This window comes from Metallosphaera tengchongensis (assembly GCF_013343295.1).
GTDB classification, from domain to species: Archaea; Thermoproteota; Thermoprotei_A; order Sulfolobales; family Sulfolobaceae; genus Metallosphaera; species Metallosphaera tengchongensis.
On sequence record NZ_CP049074.1, the window covers coordinates 1,205,046 to 1,221,723 of the forward strand.

16 protein-coding genes are annotated in these 16,678 nt (G+C 42.6%); 13 read left to right on the forward strand and 3 right to left on the reverse strand.

The features are described 5' to 3' along the window. The first annotated feature begins 385 nt into the window (after positions 1-385). Complete coding sequence (locus GWK48_RS06680; RefSeq protein WP_174630748.1) at positions 386-2,704, forward strand: M1 family metallopeptidase; 2,319 nt, start codon at positions 386-388, stop codon at positions 2,702-2,704. Positions 2,705-2,752: 48 nt separating this feature from the next. Here GWK48_RS06680 and sso10a read toward each other — a convergent pair whose 3' ends face one another. Next, a complete protein-coding gene (sso10a, locus tag GWK48_RS06685; RefSeq protein WP_174630750.1) occupies positions 2,753-3,340 on the reverse strand; it encodes an Sso10a family chromatin protein in 588 nt (195 codons plus the stop codon). 876 nt (positions 3,341-4,216) lie between these two features. Here sso10a and GWK48_RS06690 point away from each other — a divergent pair. Further along, positions 4,217-5,086 carry a sodium:calcium antiporter gene (locus tag GWK48_RS06690; protein ID WP_246263758.1) on the forward strand — a complete coding sequence of 290 codons (870 nt, stop codon included), beginning with the start codon at positions 4,217-4,219 and terminating at the stop codon, positions 5,084-5,086. Positions 5,087-5,171: 85 nt separating this feature from the next. Here the strand turns inward: GWK48_RS06690 and GWK48_RS06695 are convergent, their stop codons facing one another. Beyond that, positions 5,172-5,414, reverse strand: coding sequence for a hypothetical protein (locus GWK48_RS06695; RefSeq protein WP_174630751.1), 243 nt, complete (start codon positions 5,412-5,414; stop codon positions 5,172-5,174). Positions 5,415-5,474: 60 nt separating this feature from the next. Here GWK48_RS06695 and GWK48_RS06700 point away from each other — a divergent pair, with 60 nt between their 5' ends. The 6 genes from GWK48_RS06700 to GWK48_RS06725 all read left to right on the forward strand — a co-directional run bounded on the left by GWK48_RS06700 (position 5,475) and on the right by GWK48_RS06725 (position 10,678). Then, positions 5,475-6,692: a 4Fe-4S dicluster domain-containing protein gene (locus GWK48_RS06700; protein ID WP_174630753.1), complete on the forward strand. Its 1,218-nt coding sequence runs from the start codon at positions 5,475-5,477 to the stop codon at positions 6,690-6,692. 48 nt (positions 6,693-6,740) lie between these two features. After that, positions 6,741-7,307: a 2-oxoacid:acceptor oxidoreductase subunit gamma family protein gene (locus GWK48_RS06705; protein ID WP_174630754.1), complete on the forward strand. Its 567-nt coding sequence runs from the start codon at positions 6,741-6,743 to the stop codon at positions 7,305-7,307. Next, positions 7,297-7,554, forward strand: a complete 258-nt coding sequence (locus tag GWK48_RS06710) for a 4Fe-4S dicluster domain-containing protein (RefSeq protein ID WP_174630756.1) — start codon at positions 7,297-7,299, stop codon at positions 7,552-7,554. Before GWK48_RS06705 ends, GWK48_RS06710 begins: the two co-directional genes overlap by 11 nt. Then, entirely contained in the window at positions 7,551-8,747 is a 1,197-nt protein-coding gene (locus GWK48_RS06715; protein WP_174630758.1) for a pyruvate ferredoxin oxidoreductase, read from the forward strand. The genes GWK48_RS06710 and GWK48_RS06715 overlap by 4 nt, the downstream gene beginning before the upstream one ends. Then, positions 8,716-9,603, forward strand: a complete 888-nt coding sequence (porB, locus tag GWK48_RS06720; RefSeq protein ID WP_174630760.1) for a pyruvate synthase subunit PorB — start codon at positions 8,716-8,718, stop codon at positions 9,601-9,603. Before GWK48_RS06715 ends, porB begins: the two co-directional genes overlap by 32 nt. 322 nt (positions 9,604-9,925) lie before the next feature. Beyond that, on the forward strand, positions 9,926-10,678 hold the full coding sequence (locus GWK48_RS06725) for a CBS domain-containing protein (RefSeq protein WP_174630768.1): 753 nt from the start codon (positions 9,926-9,928) through the stop codon (positions 10,676-10,678). A 199-nt stretch (positions 10,679-10,877) separates the two neighbouring features. On the opposite strand, the gene GWK48_RS06730 is transcribed toward GWK48_RS06725, so the two are convergent. Continuing rightward, positions 10,878-12,632, reverse strand: coding sequence for a cbb3-type cytochrome c oxidase subunit I (locus GWK48_RS06730; RefSeq protein WP_174630770.1), 1,755 nt, complete (start codon positions 12,630-12,632; stop codon positions 10,878-10,880). A gap of 594 nt (positions 12,633-13,226) precedes the next feature. Between GWK48_RS06730 and GWK48_RS06735 the strand changes: the two genes are divergently transcribed. The 5 genes from GWK48_RS06735 to GWK48_RS06755 all read left to right on the forward strand — a co-directional run bounded on the left by GWK48_RS06735 (position 13,227) and on the right by GWK48_RS06755 (position 16,662). Beyond that, entirely contained in the window at positions 13,227-13,427 is a 201-nt protein-coding gene (locus GWK48_RS06735) for a hypothetical protein (protein WP_246263759.1), read from the forward strand. A gap of 19 nt (positions 13,428-13,446) precedes the next feature. Continuing rightward, complete coding sequence (locus GWK48_RS06740) at positions 13,447-13,908, forward strand: hypothetical protein (RefSeq protein WP_246263760.1); 462 nt, start codon at positions 13,447-13,449, stop codon at positions 13,906-13,908. A 1,120-nt stretch (positions 13,909-15,028) separates the two neighbouring features. Next, positions 15,029-15,484 carry a hypothetical protein gene (locus GWK48_RS06745; protein WP_174630774.1) on the forward strand — a complete coding sequence of 152 codons (456 nt, stop codon included), beginning with the start codon at positions 15,029-15,031 and terminating at the stop codon, positions 15,482-15,484. A gap of 321 nt (positions 15,485-15,805) precedes the next feature. Beyond that, the gene (locus GWK48_RS06750; RefSeq protein WP_174630776.1) at positions 15,806-16,411 is read left to right on the forward strand and encodes a cupredoxin domain-containing protein; all 606 of its coding nucleotides are present in this window, start codon (positions 15,806-15,808) and stop codon (positions 16,409-16,411) included. Between the two features lie 5 nt (positions 16,412-16,416). Beyond that, a complete protein-coding gene (locus GWK48_RS06755; RefSeq protein WP_174630778.1) occupies positions 16,417-16,662 on the forward strand; it encodes a hypothetical protein in 246 nt (81 codons plus the stop codon). Positions 16,663-16,678 lie beyond the last annotated feature (16 nt).

Sequence of the window (16,678 nt, forward strand, 5' to 3'; positions counted from 1 at the left end):
TCATCATTAGTTGTTATTTAAGCTAAATCTTAGAAACTCTAAAAAATTAACGATAGAAATTACAAAATGATGTTAGAAAAGCTTAAATGTTTTATCCTTTCTTAGAAATATTTCTACGTACTAAAATTTCTCCCTCAACTTGCGTAAGTCTGGGAAAATGGGAGCCGCAAAAGGCCAGGAATTTACTCTTAGAAGGATGTGAGGTTCTTAATCGTTGGTTTATCTTGCAAGGCAGTCTAGACCAAAAGGAATATTTAGGAACCTCCCATACGGGTTGTCATAGTGTCAGTCCAATACAACAGCTTGCCCAAATTTTTCGTCTCAAGTGATGGTTTGAACAAATTTAACGAGTAGAAATTTAATCTCCTAAAATCTTAAATCATACATGAGCTACGTACCTCCAAGTGAAGCCCCTGAAGCGAGGTTGGGAAGGGGTTATCTACTTAAGGAACACGAAAAGCATTACCCTATAGCTATACCTTGTAGTATTGTCCAAGCCAATTACGAATTGAAGGTAGACGGCGTAGAGTTCGAGGGAATTGCAGAGCTTATATTGGAGTGCGTAAAGGGTAATATGTTCCTGGAAGGTGTTCACTTCGAAGTCATATCCTTTTCGTTAAATGGAGAGAGCAATTTCCAGTATGACGGAAGAACGTTTAGGTTCCAGGTGGAAAAGGGACGGAACTTAGTGGCAATAAAGTACAGGGGGAGGTTCCTTGGGACTGTAAGGGTGGTTAAGGGAGACACGCTGGAGATAGCGTCAACTGGAGAGACCGAAAACCCGTCCTACTGGATACCGTGCATTACTGAACCTGGCGTTAAAACTAGGACAAGGATGAAGATAATGGTCAGGAAACCTCTTCTGGCTATTTCCAACGGTGACCTGTTGGAAGTAAAAGAGGCAGGAGAGTGGAGAGAATTCACTTGGGAGATGTCCTACCCTCACTCTTTCTATTTGAACAGCATAGCCATAGGGGAGTTCCACCAGTTTAAGGAAGAGTGGGAAGGGGTATCCCTCGAGTACTACCTGCCCAAAGGGAAAGAGGGCTTTCTGTGGAATTTGGGTGTGACTAGGCAGGCAATGGAATTCTTCTCCAATTACACGGGCGTAAAGTACCCTTACAAGAGATACTCCCAGGTTGTGCTATACGGAATGAACGGAGGAATGGAGTACATAACCAATACCCATTTAACCTGGAGGGTTCTCCACGACAAGAGGGCAGAGCAAGACTACGATGCCAGTTCCCTGATCTCCCATGAGCTGGCCCACCAGTGGTTCGGCGACCTGGTAACCACTAAGGATTGGGCTAACATATGGCTCAACGAAGCCTTTGCTAGCTATTTTCAAGCCCTATTCACGGAGAAGATAAAGGGGAAGGACGAGTTTATCTACGATCTGTATATAAAATTCAAGACATATCTGGAAGAGTACTCAGAGTACTCCAGACCCATTGTGTTTAGATATTATAAATGGCCAGACGAGCTTTTCGATAGGCACACCTACAGGAAGGGTTCCCTAGTGCTCCACACGTTGAGGAACATCGTGGGAGATGAGATATTCAGGGAAGGGATAAGGAATTACCTTGAGGAATTTTCAGGAAAGGCCGTTGACACTGAAGACTTCAGAAAAGTTATGGAGAGGACCTCAGGGCTAGATCTCACCCAGTTTTTTGACCTTTACCTATACTCGGCAGGGCACCCTGAGCTAAGCCTCAGCGTTAGGTACTCTGACAAACCTGTCATGATTCTGGAACAAGCCCAGGATGTTTTATTTCCCCTAGAGATCGATGTGAAAATTGTTACATCCAGTGGCGAGGAAATTAGGAAGGTAAAAATGGAATCCAAGAAAATGGAACTAGACCTGCCCAAAAGCCTGCTTTACATATGTGTGGACCCTGAATTTCGAACCTTCGTGTGGGTCAACGATAATCAGGGCGAGGAGCTTCTCATACGCGAGGCTGACGATAGGGACGTTATGTGTAGCATAAGGGCAGCAAATTCGCTCTCCAAGTTCACGAGCGAAAGGGCTGTAAACGCTTTAGGTAAATTGTTGGACCACAAGTTTTGGGGGGTATCTTATGAAGCAGCAATTAACCTAGGGAAAGTAAAGACCAAGGGGGCGTTAAAGGAGCTAAAGGACCACGTTCCTGCTAATTCAAAGGCTAGGAGAGGTGTAGCTAAGTCTCTTTCAGAGTTTAAGTATGATGAAGAAGCAGCCGAGTTCGTCAATAGTTTACTTCAGAAGGAGGATAGCTACTACGTTAAGGCAGAGCTTCTACGTAGTCTGGGCAAAATAAGCATTCAAAGGTATGAGGAGACCGTCAGGAAGTATTACTCTGAGGACAGTCACCTTGATGTGGTGAGATCTGCAGTCATAGAGGCCCTTGCCAACTTCGGGTCTCAGGAGAACTTCAATTTCCTTGTGGAGAAGGCGTTTAATGGGGAAAGCCTCCCCATAAGAGAATCTGCCACTAGATGGCTCGGTAAGTTTGGTGAAAGGGCCGTAGAACCGTTATCGGCCTTAGTTAAAGATGAGTTCCCCACGGTGAGGTCATCCGCCATTGAAGCCCTTGCTGAGACCTCAAGTCTGAAGGCTATTCCTGTCCTGAAGTCGGTAGTGAACAATGAGGACGAGGATGGACGCCTGAGGGCAACGGCTCTAAGAAAGGTTTACGCCATGGGAAAGGTTGAACCGAAAAAGTGAATCCAGGAGATGATTCCTGAAAATCTACCTTCTATTTAGACATTCCAATCAGGCTTCCACGTTTATCTTTTTACTTAAGACATCAACCAGGAATCGCATTAAATTTGGGTTATTTAATATTCTCACATTCTTTCCGTCTGAATACACTGAAAGCTCCTTACCTATTATGAGTCTAGGTAACCGATGGAACATTGACCTCCCGTACACGTTATTTTCTTCCATGATCACCAAGTTACTTGTTACTATAGCACCATTAACTTCTTGAAAAGATATTGAACGAGATTTCAATAGATCCCTTATCTCGTCCATTAACCCAAAGGAACTCTGAGTGAAAGAGTAGCCATCATCAGAGATAAGTCTCTGCAACCTCTCCCTAAGGGAGATCTCTTCACTTTTTATCTTGTCTAACCTCCTCATAATCTCTAACACCTCCATCCCCTTACCTGTAGTCCATATTTTTCTGTCCCTCTCCTCCACTAACTTCAACGATTCGAGAGTCATTAGATACTTCTTAAGAAGATCAAAGCTAAGCCTAGCCTTTATCATCAGGTTAGTCTTTCTTATCCCATCCTTACTCAATGATAGTATCTCCCTTACTATATCCATGTAGTTCCTCTTCTTCGAAGATACACTCATGAGAAACCTTATGACCCCGACCTTTATAAGTTTTTATTTAAAAACATTTGATGCATAAATTTGTATGAAAGAAGCTAAATTTTTAACTATCCTTAATAATTTTAAAAACATTAAACAAAGGAAAATGGGATGAATTACCACCAATTATATCCTAAGAATTTGACTTCGTATTGAAACTTGTATCTTGCCGGCTCCCTAGTGCTCCGTGGGTGTATATCCTTGTCTTTAAAGAAATGGAGGGGCTCTTCACCGAGCTTTAACGCAGGCTTCTTCACTTCAGGGCTTTAGCCTCCCACATGTCCAAGACGCTGTGAGAGTTAGGTGTCTTAACAGTTTACCTTGGTTACTCTTACTCCATCTCCCGGGACAAGGGTATCAAGTTCACTGCGAACACCCAATCGTATCATAAGTTAATCGAGGGTATCACGTCCAAGCTCCACGAGTACGGTACAAAGGTGTTCCTAATCGTCCGTACAACGCATAAAGGAGAGTAACACCCAAGACCTCGGAGGAACCCTCGCCATGTCGGAGAAGAGGTCAGAGGAATGGTTAGGGACAGTTAGTCGTGAACTAGTCTTTCCCTAAAGGGTGAGGTTTTCCGCTCTTTTACGAATGACATAACTTTTTTGAGACGCATGTCTAACTCGGTGTCAAAATTGGTGTGTTGGAACTTTCATTACTGTCTGGGTAGCGTAGGTAAACCTTTCTCCCTTGTGACCTTTAAAAAATCCGGAGGTACTAAGCAGGTTTTTAATATTTACTTTAAATTAGTGCGTTATCATTTATAAAACACGTTAGGAGATGCATTAGATTTTTAGAAACTTTTTAATTAAAAAATTTAAAAGCTTAAAGGATCATTAGCGTATAAATATCTTTGTGTTAATCCTATCGGTATTGTCAATACCTATGTTTGCGTTGGGAGTCGAACTCATGTATAGGGGGGTGAAGATAGGTAGCCCTTATTTTATAGCCCTCATCTCTATTCTTCCTGAGCTTATTCTAACCATAGAGTCGTCTATGCGTTCCAACTATTACGTTGCCCTCTCAACGGTTTTAGGTAGTGTAGTTTCACTCTACGTCATAGGGATCAGTTTCTTCGGTATAGTCCATTTTCTGAGGTGGAAGAGCCATTTCAAGGTAGGCAAACAGAGGGAGTTCCCCTTTATAGTTGTCACTTCGTTATTACTAGGTTTACTGCCCTTGTTTGGGAGGCTGGATTTCCTTTGGGGTATAATTTTTCTCATCCTCTTCCTTTTTTATAGCGCAATAAAGATGACTTCAACGAAGATAAACGCCAGAGCCATCCCCTCATTGCTAGCAGGTGGACTAATAATCTGGTTCTCTTCCGGATGGCTACTCCAAGATATCTTCTCCATCTCCAGCGCTTTCCACATACCGCCCTACTATGTTGCCGTTTTCATTGTCCCCATCATGTCCAATATCCAAGAGATCTCCACCGCATTCAGGTCAAAGAAGGAAAACGTAATGAGGGAATTTCTATTGGGTGTAATAAATGAAAACGTGATGGCATCTACGCTGCTTCTAGCTATAATAGGTTTTGCATCTGGGATTAACGGAGTTGAGCTCAACTACCTCAACCCCATGATAGAGATCTCATTTCTCGTTGGTACCTTAGCCTACGTTCTAGTAAAGAACGGAGAGATTAGGCTCTCCGACTCTCTTATAATGATTCTCGGTTTGCTTCTATTTATTTCTCAATTTTATGGAAAATTTATAATACTGTGAATGACTGGAGCGTCCTTGGGTAACAGGATTATACCCTTAAGACTAGCCAGTCTCCTGAAATAGACTTTCTTCATTTTCAAATACATTATTTACTTTGGCACCAGAGAATTATCTTTTCGATGATGAGCCCCCTTCGTGTCGCTTCAAGGTCTTCCCCCACGATATTTTCTACCGTCTCGTTCAGGAGACTATCAAGCTCATCTTTGGATAGAGAACATACCCTGTATTTATCGTCTTCCGTCGCTTCTTGTAGGGTTACGTCTATATCCTTTATGGTTTTTGCCAGGAAATTTCTTATCAGTGCTGTTCTATAGAAATCGCTTTCCATATAAATTGTTTAAATTTATAGGTAATAAACCTTAATATCATTCACGGTCACAAATAACCTATGGCACAGCCTGTAGGATTAGAGAGGGAACTCAAACTAGGATTTACCTTTGACCACAACAAGTGCATACTTTGCAACGCATGCGTCGAGGCTTGTAATAAGGCTTATGGAGGAAACTGGAGAGTGCTCCCAACCTTTCAAATAGACGGTAGTAAGACCGCTCTCTCCATTTCGTGTAATCACTGTGACAACCCTGTATGTCTGAAGGCTTGCCCAGCCTTAGCTATCTCTAAGGACAGCAGGGGAGTAGTGAAGATAGACGCTGAAAAGTGCATAGGTTGCGGGTACTGTCAGTGGGCATGTCCCTACGAAGCCCTCCACTTCTCTAAGGAGGGAACCATGGGTAAGTGTCATCTCTGTGTGGATAGACTAGGTAAGGGAATGCCGTACTGCGTTGAAAGTTGTCCCACAGGAGCTCTCACCTTTGGTTGGCTGGATGAACCAGATGGGAACGTTAGCTATCTAGCCCCTGCCGACATCACGAAACCTAGGCTCAAGATAACTCCCCCAAAGGAGGAAATTAAGGTGTCACCGTTAAAGGAAAAGAGGGAAGAGAACTCGTTGGGCTTAGTAGCCTTTACTCTGTCAAGTGAAGTGGCCCTGGTTTACTCCCTACTTAAGTTGCCTTACTTCTCCATAGTCTCTTTCGTTCTCCTGGCCCTGACCCTACTGCTTTCCGTTAACCACGCTAAGGTTACCACTAGGTCCTTGAGGGTAATACTGAACCAACGGACGTCGTGGCTTAGCAGGGAAGTGCTGTTTGGGGGACTCGCGTCAATTGCATTCCTAGTTACTGCTTTAAGTGAGTTGTTCTACCCTGTAGCTTTACTCTTTCTAGGTATTGCGGTGGCCTCATCCATAATGATTTACATGTTGAAGTCCAGACCATCTTGGTATAACCTGGACACTCCTATTTCATTTCTGGGTACTGGATTTACAGTTGTCTCACCCTTAGCTTACCTGTTTACCCATAGCCTAATCTTACTTGCGCTGGGAGCCGCGTTTTCGGTGATCGAGATAGCCTCTGCTAGAGGCAAGGCGAGGATGGGATTCAAGGATAGAAGGACTCTAAATTTGGTTTACTTACCTCTATTGGCACTCTCCCTACTTGTCCCATACCTTTCCATAGCGTCAGTCATAGTAGCTCTTATATCAGAAATAATTCACAGACGTGAATTCTTTCAAAAGGTTATATATTATGGAGTTCCATCAGTTTAAATTTTTCAGTAACAACCTTTATTAGACTAATAAGTTAATAGTATATCGGTGAGATCATCGCTTGAGATACGCTTCCATGGCAGAGGGGGTCAAGGCGTTGTCACTGCCTCAAATCTCCTTGCAGTATCTGCAGGATTAGAGGGCCTTTACTCTTCGGCCTTCCCAATATATGGTGCAGAGAGAAGGGGGGCGGAGATAGAGTCCTATTGTAGGATTTCAGACTCTCCCATAAGGGAGACTTCTCCAATTGAGGAACCGGACGTGGTGGTGATATTAGATCCTACCCTCCTCAAGATCTCTAACCCCCTTAAGGGGTTAAAGAAGGAAGGAAAGGTCTTGCTGAACTGGAAGCAAGTCCCTCCCAATCTCTCCTCAAAGCTATTCCTTGTGGACGCTACTGGTATAGCCATAGAGCACAAGCTAGTCAAGTCTGGCTGGCCCCTTGTCAATGTAGTTATGCTAGGTGCCCTAGTCAAGGTTCTTGGAACCCCGAGTTTGGATTCATTGAAGACTGCTATAGATTCGGAGTTTAGCGAGTCCGTAGCCGAGCTTAACAAGAAGGCAGTGGAGGTCGCGTTTAACAGAGTAATGGAGGTGGGATCGGTTGTTGCCTAACTACCAATTCTTCCCAGTTTCCCACCCAGAAGAGGGAGCTGGAGGGAAAACCGGGAACTGGAGGGTAGTGAGACCTGAGGTAACTAGTAAGTGTATTGGGTGTAATGCGTGCTTTTTGTGGTGCCCAGAGGGTACTATCATGGTGAAAGGGAACAAAGCTGAGGTAAACTACGTCTATTGCAAAGGATGTGGAGTCTGTGCCAATGTGTGCCCAGTTAAAGCAATAACCATGGTGAGTGAAGCATGAGGAAGATAATCTCTGGAAATGAGGCTGTGGCCCTGGCAGTTAAGCTGGCGAGGGTAGGAGTAGTTGGGATTTACCCAATTACTCCCCAAACGACCATAATTGAGGAGCTGGCGGAGATGAAGCTACGGGGAGAGGTAAGTGCTGATGTAGTCAGGGTCGAGAGTGAGCACTCTGCCATGGGAGTGACCTTAGGGGCAGCAGTATCTGGTGTAAGGGCTTTCACGGCGACTTCCTCTCAAGGTCTCCTTTACATGCACGAAATGGTCTGGTGGGCTGCAGGGAGCAGAGCCCCACTAGTTATGGTGGTCGCCACGAGAGCTGTTGGAGCTCCTTGGAACATTTGGAACGAAAACACAGACTTCATGAGCGAAAGAGACAGCGGTTGGATAATGGCGTTCGCATCAAGTCCACAAGAGGCTCTTGATCTAACTATACAAGCGTTCAGGGTCTCAGAGGATCCTAGGGTATTCCTCCCTATGATGGTTGGGATGGACGGCTTCGTTCTATCACACACCAAGACCAACGTATATATCCCCTCACAGGAGGACGTGGACGAGTTCCTTCCTCCAAGGAGACAACCCTACGTCATAGACCCAGAGACTCAGGAAAGTATGGGGAACATTTTCCAACCTTTTGATTACATGAAACTTAGGCACTCCATCCACGAGTCCATAGAGAGCTCACAAGATGTCATAAGGGAGATCGGTCGCGAGTACGAGAAACTGAATCCACTCTCAGACTATAAGACGCTTAACGTTGAATATAAGCTAGAGGACGCAGACTACGCGGTCGTGACCATGGGAGCGTGGTCCCTCGACGCCATGGAGGCTGTGGATAGGCTGAGACAGGAAGGAGTGAACGTCGGTCTATATAGAGTGAGGTACATTAGACCGTGGGCAACTGACGAAATTATGAGGGCGCTCGGTGACAAGAAAGGAGTTATCGTGTTTGATAGAGCTACATCACTGGGTAGAGGGGGCCCTCTCTACCTTGAAATGAAAGCTACTATAGACTCCCCCGTTAAGGGAGTTGTGACAGGTCTAGGTGGCGTCTCCATAGGGAAAAAGGACTTCTATCATGTAATATCTAAGTCAATAGAGGAGTTTAGGTTCAAGTCGTTCAGGGAAGTAGAGTGGTACTATCCAGGTGAGGTGAAGGAGGTTGAGCTTGGCACTCCGAGATCTTCGATCTAAGTCCTTACTTCCTGGCACTTCAGCGTGTCCAGGGTGTCCAGAAAATATGGCCATGAGAATGGTAGGGATGGCATTGGGCAACGATGTGGTCATGGTAGTAGTTGCAGGATGTTCCTCCGTAATCCAAGGAATAGGGCCCAAGAACGCTTACGGTTATCCCGTTCTAAACATCGCGTTCGCTGCAGGTTCTGCCGCTGCTTCAGGGATGTGGAGGGCTCTCAGGCAAAGGAACAAGGATACTACAGTTGTGGTGTGGGCTGGAGACGGTGGGACTGCAGATATAGGATTTGCATCGTTGAGTGGAGCAGCGGAGAGAAATGAGAACTTCATTTATCTTTGCGTAGATAATGAAGCCTACATGAACTCGGGGGGTCAGAGAAGCGGTTCTACTCCTCACGGAGCTGTGACTAGCACAACCCCCGAAGGGAAGAAGGAGAACAAGAAGGAGCTTCTGTTCCTAATGTTGGATCACCACATCCCCTACGTCGCAACAGCGTCCGTGGGATATCCTCACGACCTCATCGATAAATTAAGAAGGGCTAAGAACATTGAAGGGTTCAGATATATTCAAGTATTGACCCCTGACCCTTATGGGTGGCTGTTTGACCCTTCGAGGACCGCCGAGGTAGCTAAACTGGCTGTTCAGACATGTTACTGGCCTTTAATAGAGGTATCGCACGATAAGGTTACTGTGAGCAACGAGTCCCTTCATTGCCTTAAGAAAGAGACTAGAAGACCTCTAAGGGACTTTACCTCTCTTCAAGGGAGGTACAAAAGACTCTCGGAGCAAGACTTCCAGGAACTGGAGAAGTACGTAGATTATTTGTGGGATAGGATATCCAAACTCATGGACTAATGGAGTGGAAAGTTGATGATCTTTAATGATCTCTTAACCTGAGATATCCTGCCTGGTTAGATGATCATTGAATAATAAGAGTTTTTATACCATTAAGAAAAACTATATTTCATTACCCAGTCTTACTTGGTAATTTTTAGAATTAATCTAGGGAAATCGCGTTACCTTTTAGCCAATATTAGTTCTATGTTCAAACTTATACCCGGAGTATCATTACTAATTATAGCGAGGTATAGTCCTAAAATAGAACAATATATTAATTTCAGATTTTCTTATATTATTCATAGAAAAGCTTTAGTCTTTTGGCGTAGATATATTTCACATGACAAAAGTCGCAGATGTAATGAGTCCTGTAGTGGTGTCATTGTCAGTGGACGCTAAAGCGAAGGAGCTCATAGAGGTATTAGCGAGAGAGAAATCTGGGAGGGTTATTATAACCAAGGATGAGAAGCCTGAGGGAATAGTAACTACCAGAGGAATAGTTAGGGCTTACGTGGAATACGGGAGAAATCTTTTGGAGCTAAAGATTAAGGACCTAATAAGGGAAAAGCTCATCTCTTCTAACGTTAACGACAGCCTACAGGATGTAATAAGGAAGATGATTAGTTTCGACATCGGCGGAGTTCCGGTTATGGATGGAGATATTATTGTTGGTATCTTCACTGAAAGGGATTTGGTCAAGTTCATGTCAACTCAGGTGTACTCCGGACTAGTGGACTCAATCATGAGTCAAAACGTAGTGGAGATAACAGGAAATGTTAACACGCTTGAGGCATCTAAATTGATGGTGGAACACGGAGTCAGGAGATTGCCTATAGTTATTGATGGTCAGCTTAAGGGAATAGTCACTGCTGCTGACATAGTTAAGTCTCTATCCAATTCAATTGAACCGAGACCAGTATTGGAAGTAGGCACCCGTAATCCAATCACTGTAAGGAGACTAGACACCATAATGAAGGTAGTTAAGATAATGGATGAAAGGAGAATAGGCACCCTTCCTGTTGTAGAGGATAGACTTGTAGGCATTGTTACGGAAAGAGATCTCCTTTATGCAGCTATAAATTCAGTTAATTAAGACATTGAAAACAAGTAAGATGCCTTTATTCAAATCACGAATAGATTTTTTAAATCTTAATCTTTATGTATATTATCCATGAACAATGTTTATGAAGATCTCAAAGGGAAAATAATTTTTTATATTTTTAAAATAAGTAATACTAATCTAGTTTATATTTAAAATCAAAATTAGATTAGAGAAAAAAATGAGTATCTTTTCATTTCAGGTTGTCTAGACTAGTTAGTTTATCTTGCCCCTCAGCTTCTAACGAAGTAGATGCGGAGACTGCTTTAGTTCCCACTGGAGAACCTGCAGATATTCCGTTGCTCTCTTCCATCCTTATCATACCGTCAGCAGGTAGAGCTACTGGTAACTCCTCTTCCTTGTACCCTTCCCTCCTCATTCCGTACCTCTCGAGGGCAATGGTCTGTACAGCCCACAGGTCTATGTCAGTCTTAGGCATCTTCTCCCCGTACAGTAAGGTCAACACAAGGTTGTAGGCGAAGATTATGGTAGCGAACCCTGCTAACCATCCGCCAATCATTAAGAGCTGGTAGTAAGGCTCGTAGAACCCTGCCCACGCTACTTCCCTCCTTATTAGGCCGAAGAAACCACCCTCGCTTGATGCGATAGCGAAAAGTCCCATTCCAGCTTGCCATCCCCAGAAGTGCATCCACCCTAGCTTAGTGCTGTACCACTTCTTTCCAAATAGATAAGGTCCTACGACATACAATACCCCAAGAAGACCTCCTACTGAGTATATTGCTAGCATTATGTGGAAGTGTCCGAATATCCATCCAGTATTGTGTATTGTCGGGTCTAGTGCAGGAGTTGGATTAGTTGGCTCTGCCTGAATACCTCCTATGATGTTCCAGACAGCGCCAGCAAAGATGAACGCAAACCCAGGATCCCACTTTATCTTCCTAGGATCTCCCAGAGTTATGAAGAAGAGCAACCATAGGGCGGCGAACGGTACTGCTATAAGGGCCGTACTAGTTTGGGCAAATATGTCCCTGAGTATGAGTGGCCAAGGGTCGTCAACAATGTGGTGTACGTAAACGCTTGAACCCAGCACAAAGAGCGTAGGTATCAGCCACCTGGTAAACCTCACGCTATACATTGGTCTTCTGGCATAGAGTGGAGCTATAGCAATAGTCGCGCCTGTAAGAGTATATGGCGCGAAGTACACCAGTGGGTGGTCGGCGAACCAGAAAAGCCCCTTCCATACCTCAGCGTTGGGAATTCCGAACAGGTAGATGTTCAACCCACCTATGGGGGAGAACAGGCTCCACATGTCCGCTATGAACACGGAAATGTTTGCCAGCGCCATCATTATCATGTCCATCACGATGAACCCAATGGCAGTGGGGACTAGCCTCCCTTGGACCCTACCTTCGAAGCTCGTCCCTATTACCGATACCATTTCCATCCATTCGCCGACAACCATTAACCCGTACCCTATGTACCACGTCGGTGAAGCTTGTAATGGATTTAGAAAAGTGAACAAGTACTGATTCTGGATTCCGCCTAGGTTCATCAAAAACAGTGCAAAGTTATTAAGCCAAAAGCCGAAGTTAGCGACCTTAGGCCACTTTACCAACCTACTACCGTTCAGAGCCGGCACTACATAGAAAGCCAGCGAAAACACCGCAGTGAACGCTAGACCAAAAACCATGTCCATAACGTGGTTGGTCATAGCCTGGAAATAGTAGGAAGGATCTAACACGACCGGTACTCCTGTACTAGAAAGGCCAGATTGCGCCCTTAAAAATAGGGCGAAAGCTCCTCCGATGAAGAACCAAACTACAGCCGTTAGTAGTAATTTTATGCTTAAAGTTTTGTACTCCTCAGTGTAGAGAACTTTTATAAATACTGATCGTTTGGATTCTCTTTCTAACACCTCCTGGTATTTGGTTGCCCATTCAATTAGCTTTTCCTGATCTGTGCGTCTAACCTCCTCACGACTAACCATATTCTCTCTATTGTTAACCAAGCTAAATTCAGCTTTAAATTGCAAAGTTTTAGAGAATAACCAAAGTACTCATTATGGTTCATCCCATCTTTAGTGTGACGTCCATGAAGATGGGATTTATTTATATAAAGTTAATAAAAATAAGTAAAAGATAATAATTTTGAAAGTTTTACCCATGTAAATATCCAGTTAAAAATTAAATAATACTGTTCCTCATTCTCGTTAAATGTCTCCTGAACGTTTCAAAGGGGAATAAGATGAAATCAAGTTGTTAAACAATTTCTCAGGATCATCTCAACTATGTATCATTAACGTACCTAACTTGGTGTGCAGGAAAACGCCTTTTTTGGTATGTGAGTCAACACTTGACTACAGATCCAACCCTCTCCCTTTTCCTAAAGGAAGAACTGTCTTTATTTTATCCTGAATGACGTTATTTAGGATGCGCAAACCCGAAACCCACTAATTATCTTGTGTCTTTAATGTCGTTCAGCATTCACTAAATTACATCTTCTGACACTTATAGAGTAAGGACATTTACAGAAAAGTTTTTTATTTTTGTTGATAAGCTAACTATTCGATCCAAAGATGAACATGAAAGTGTGGGGTCTGATACTCCCTGGAGGATTTTTAGTTGCAATTTCTATAATAATGCTGTCAATATATAGCTACACTTTCCTTAAACCTAATCCAGCAGCATTTGCGTTCTCAGTCTCGGGCTTTGACATAGCTGGTATGGCTGTCGCTGTAATAGGGCTTGCGTTGATATTAGCTGGAGCATATCAGATGGACTAGGGTTTGTTTGGGGATAACCTTGAAGTTACGAAGTTTTTTTGTAATTGTCATGGTTGCTCTTCTGATCGCCGTTACTATCTATTTTGTAGTTCAAAGTTTAGTCCCAAGCTCACCTTACGTGCCTAGCTATAACGTCCAGTACGGCACCTTCGTGATTCAATTTTATTCTTCAGGATATCTAAATAGTGTAAATGTCCATGGGATAAAGGTAATAATGGATAACGAGGACACAAATAACCTCAAAATAACGTCTATTTCCAACTCTACATTCTCCTTTAGTCCTTCATACTACCTTCAATTGGAGTCAGTGCCACTTTCGAACGGATCAATAAGAAGTGCCTTTGTAAATACTACTGAAATCTATTTGGGGAGTGATACGATCATAATTCCGACCTCAATAAAGCTTTATCCTGGCGTTTACTCGATTATTTTTAGTGACGGAAATGAGCTCAATTTTAATGTAAGCTATAACGCCAGCTAGATGTTAGTTAAAAGATCAATCCGACCCCCTTTCGTAAGGGGTTAGGGGTTTTTTAATATTTTGAGATTTAGTATAGTTTTCTATCTTCATCCTTCCGCTGTACAATCAACAGATACGAACACCCATATCGTCCCTTTTCTTAGGGAGTAGATCAAAGATCACTCTTCTGCCATCTTCCCCTCGCAATCGTGATGCACACAATCCTTGCCAGTGAAGGGCATGTCTTGAAAGAGGAATGCATATACGTAACGATGTTGCATGCCTTGAAGTCCTCCCTCCTAAAAATGGATATATGTTCCGGAAAAATCTTCCATGTTCTCAGTAGCCAGATTTATCCTCATTTTGATAGAGCCCACTTAAGTACATAGCTAAACTCAATTTTTGTCGGATCTATATTGCAAAATTGGTTTTCCAACTAAGGCTGCGTATAAGGGGTCAAGTTTTTAATCTAGTCAGCTTGGCAGTTTATAATTACAATTAAATAGTATTGTATCTTTAACGGGGTTTGAAGATATTTTAGGAATTATATTGAAAAGGCAATCAAAGAAAGTTTTAAAAGTAAAGAATAGAAGTGGACAAATATATAAGTGACTGTTTTCACTGATTCTCAAAGATTTTCTGAAGAAATTTGATGGACTATATTCATCACAAGATTCATTATTCCAAGAGAAGAATGAGAGGAGTAATTTTGTCTCATAAAGAGAATTATCGACTACTCATTTTAGAGCGTTAAGATAAAATTCTACATGCGACGTTCCCTATAGAAGCCAAATAATTTTATTTAAAACCATAGCATGTAGAACACGAGTTTTGGGGTCTAATGAGGCTGCAATTAACCTTGGGGGAAAGTAAATACGACGTAGGTGCTAAAGATTCACGTTGATGTTAATTCAAAGGTCGGAAGAGGTACAACTAATATGTTTCAGGTTTACTATTCATATTTGTTCAACCTTCCTATTTTTTATGTTTAACACGGAAATGGCTACCCATAAATGAGGAAGTACGCGAGTAGGAAAATTTTTATTCTATCTACAGATTGAAACATGGACTCACTGCGATGTGCGATTATAGAATATCTAGGGTAGAGCGGGTAGTTCGCAAAACAGACAAGATAATTCTCTTGAAGGAGGACATTTTCCTAAAGATTATAGACGATCCATATTTCTCTGTACTTGTTAAAGAAAAGCATGTTGGTTCTGGCGTCAGTAGAAGTTATTTCTACTCAATAGTCAGGGAACTTAGAAAACTAAAAGTTCTGGAAGAGAACGCACTTGCTTTCAAAGTAATAGTTCCATATAAGTTTGACAATAATTGCATAAGGATCATTTCGGACAAACTACTATTCTTGTCAAATCAGCACATCGGTTTCACAATGATATTAGACGAGAAACCTGCATGCTTTGACTGCAGATTAATGACAGAGTGCGTATATGGGCTGAAGATAGTTAGTAAAGAATTAAGGATAAAAAGGGATTCGACGCTTCCACACTCTAGCTGGATACAAATGGTCGCTGAAATAGCAAATAGAATAAGAAATAATTCTAGTGATGCTCAAATTATTATTAATAATAATTAAATCTTCTAATGAGTAACTAGATTAATATTAGTTTAACTTCACATATTCGTTGTCTGATATTCGAATCCATTAGGTTGTAACATAGTATAATGCACGACGAATCAGCTTTATATTTCAAATTTTCCATAGTGAGATTTGGGGAACAACTTATTGGGGCTATCTAAACGTGGATCTTCATGATTCTTTTGGTGGAAGTCGTTGTTAGAGGGTAATTATTTAGTTAATTTAAGGTTAATGTGAGGAAAATAAGAAAAAAGAATCTAACTAAAGAATCAAAAAATTTTTAAGCGGGTTTAATACGCTAGATATTAAGGTGAAAAGGTGAAGCGTGGAACCGTAATAGCTCTGTTCTTCGTTCTAGTTATAGTAGCAATAATATCTCTAGAAGTCCAATATAGCACGTACGACTATTTAGGTTTCAATCCAAACTTCGTATCAGACCACATTCCAGCTGGTGAGGGCGTAGTCCATGCAGAGTTTTCTAACGCCTTAGGGTCTTATAAGGGACCCTACGTAATAATATATGTTACAGGGCAACAGTGGCACTGGGACTTCTATCCCCACGATAAGGTTTACACTAATCTCACGGTTGTACCAGTCGGAGAGCCTGTCGTTTTCGTGATACACAGTGTAGACGTATTCCATGAATTCTTCGTACAAAGCGCCACTTCTAACTTCACAATTCCGTTAAGCATAGGCGCAGAGGCTGTCCCAGGGTACTATTCCTATCTGGTCTACGTTTTCCCCCAGCCAGGTCTATATCACGTAGCGTGTGCTGAATACTGCGGCACTGCTGCCACTGGGTTAGGACATTCTTGGTTAGTGGGCACAATAGTAGCGACCAGTAACGCAACTTATGCCTCTCTGCTCACTGGTGGCGTGATGCCCCAAGGGACTTGGGATCCATATGTTAACTCTTCAGGGTGATGGAAATGGCTAATGGGAGAACTTTCCTATATTTAGGTGTCTTACTAGCAATAGTTGGCATAATTCTCTTGGCAGTAGGTACAACGACATGGACATATCCGAGAGAAGTTTTCGCAGTAAATGGTATGAATCTAGTGACCGGAAGTACAACGCCCAACTACTTCTTCAACTTCATAGGGCTAGCAATACTACTATTCGGGGTAGGTTCTCTACTGTCTCACGTAGAATTAGGAAGGAGGTCAAAGAGATGATTTTTATGATTATAGT

Excerpts from the sequence above, each read along its gene's own strand:
- GWK48_RS06680 (WP_174630748.1), top strand. The coding sequence starts at position 386 with ATGAGCTACGTACCTCCAAGTGAAGCCCCTGAAGCGAGGTTGGGAAGG.
- sso10a (WP_174630750.1), bottom strand. The coding sequence starts at position 3,340 with ATGAGTGTATCTTCGAAGAAGAGGAACTACATGGATATAGTAAGGGAG.
- GWK48_RS06695 (WP_174630751.1), bottom strand. The coding sequence starts at position 5,414 with ATGGAAAGCGATTTCTATAGAACAGCACTGATAAGAAATTTCCTGGCA.
- GWK48_RS06700 (WP_174630753.1), top strand. The coding sequence starts at position 5,475 with ATGGCACAGCCTGTAGGATTAGAGAGGGAACTCAAACTAGGATTTACC.
- GWK48_RS06715 (WP_174630758.1), top strand. The coding sequence starts at position 7,551 with ATGAGGAAGATAATCTCTGGAAATGAGGCTGTGGCCCTGGCAGTTAAG.
- GWK48_RS06725 (WP_174630768.1), top strand. The coding sequence starts at position 9,926 with ATGACAAAAGTCGCAGATGTAATGAGTCCTGTAGTGGTGTCATTGTCA.
- GWK48_RS06730 (WP_174630770.1), bottom strand. The coding sequence starts at position 12,632 with ATGGTTAGTCGTGAGGAGGTTAGACGCACAGATCAGGAAAAGCTAATT.
- GWK48_RS06735 (WP_246263759.1), top strand. The coding sequence starts at position 13,227 with ATGAAAGTGTGGGGTCTGATACTCCCTGGAGGATTTTTAGTTGCAATT.
- GWK48_RS06755 (WP_174630778.1), top strand. The coding sequence starts at position 16,417 with ATGGCTAATGGGAGAACTTTCCTATATTTAGGTGTCTTACTAGCAATA.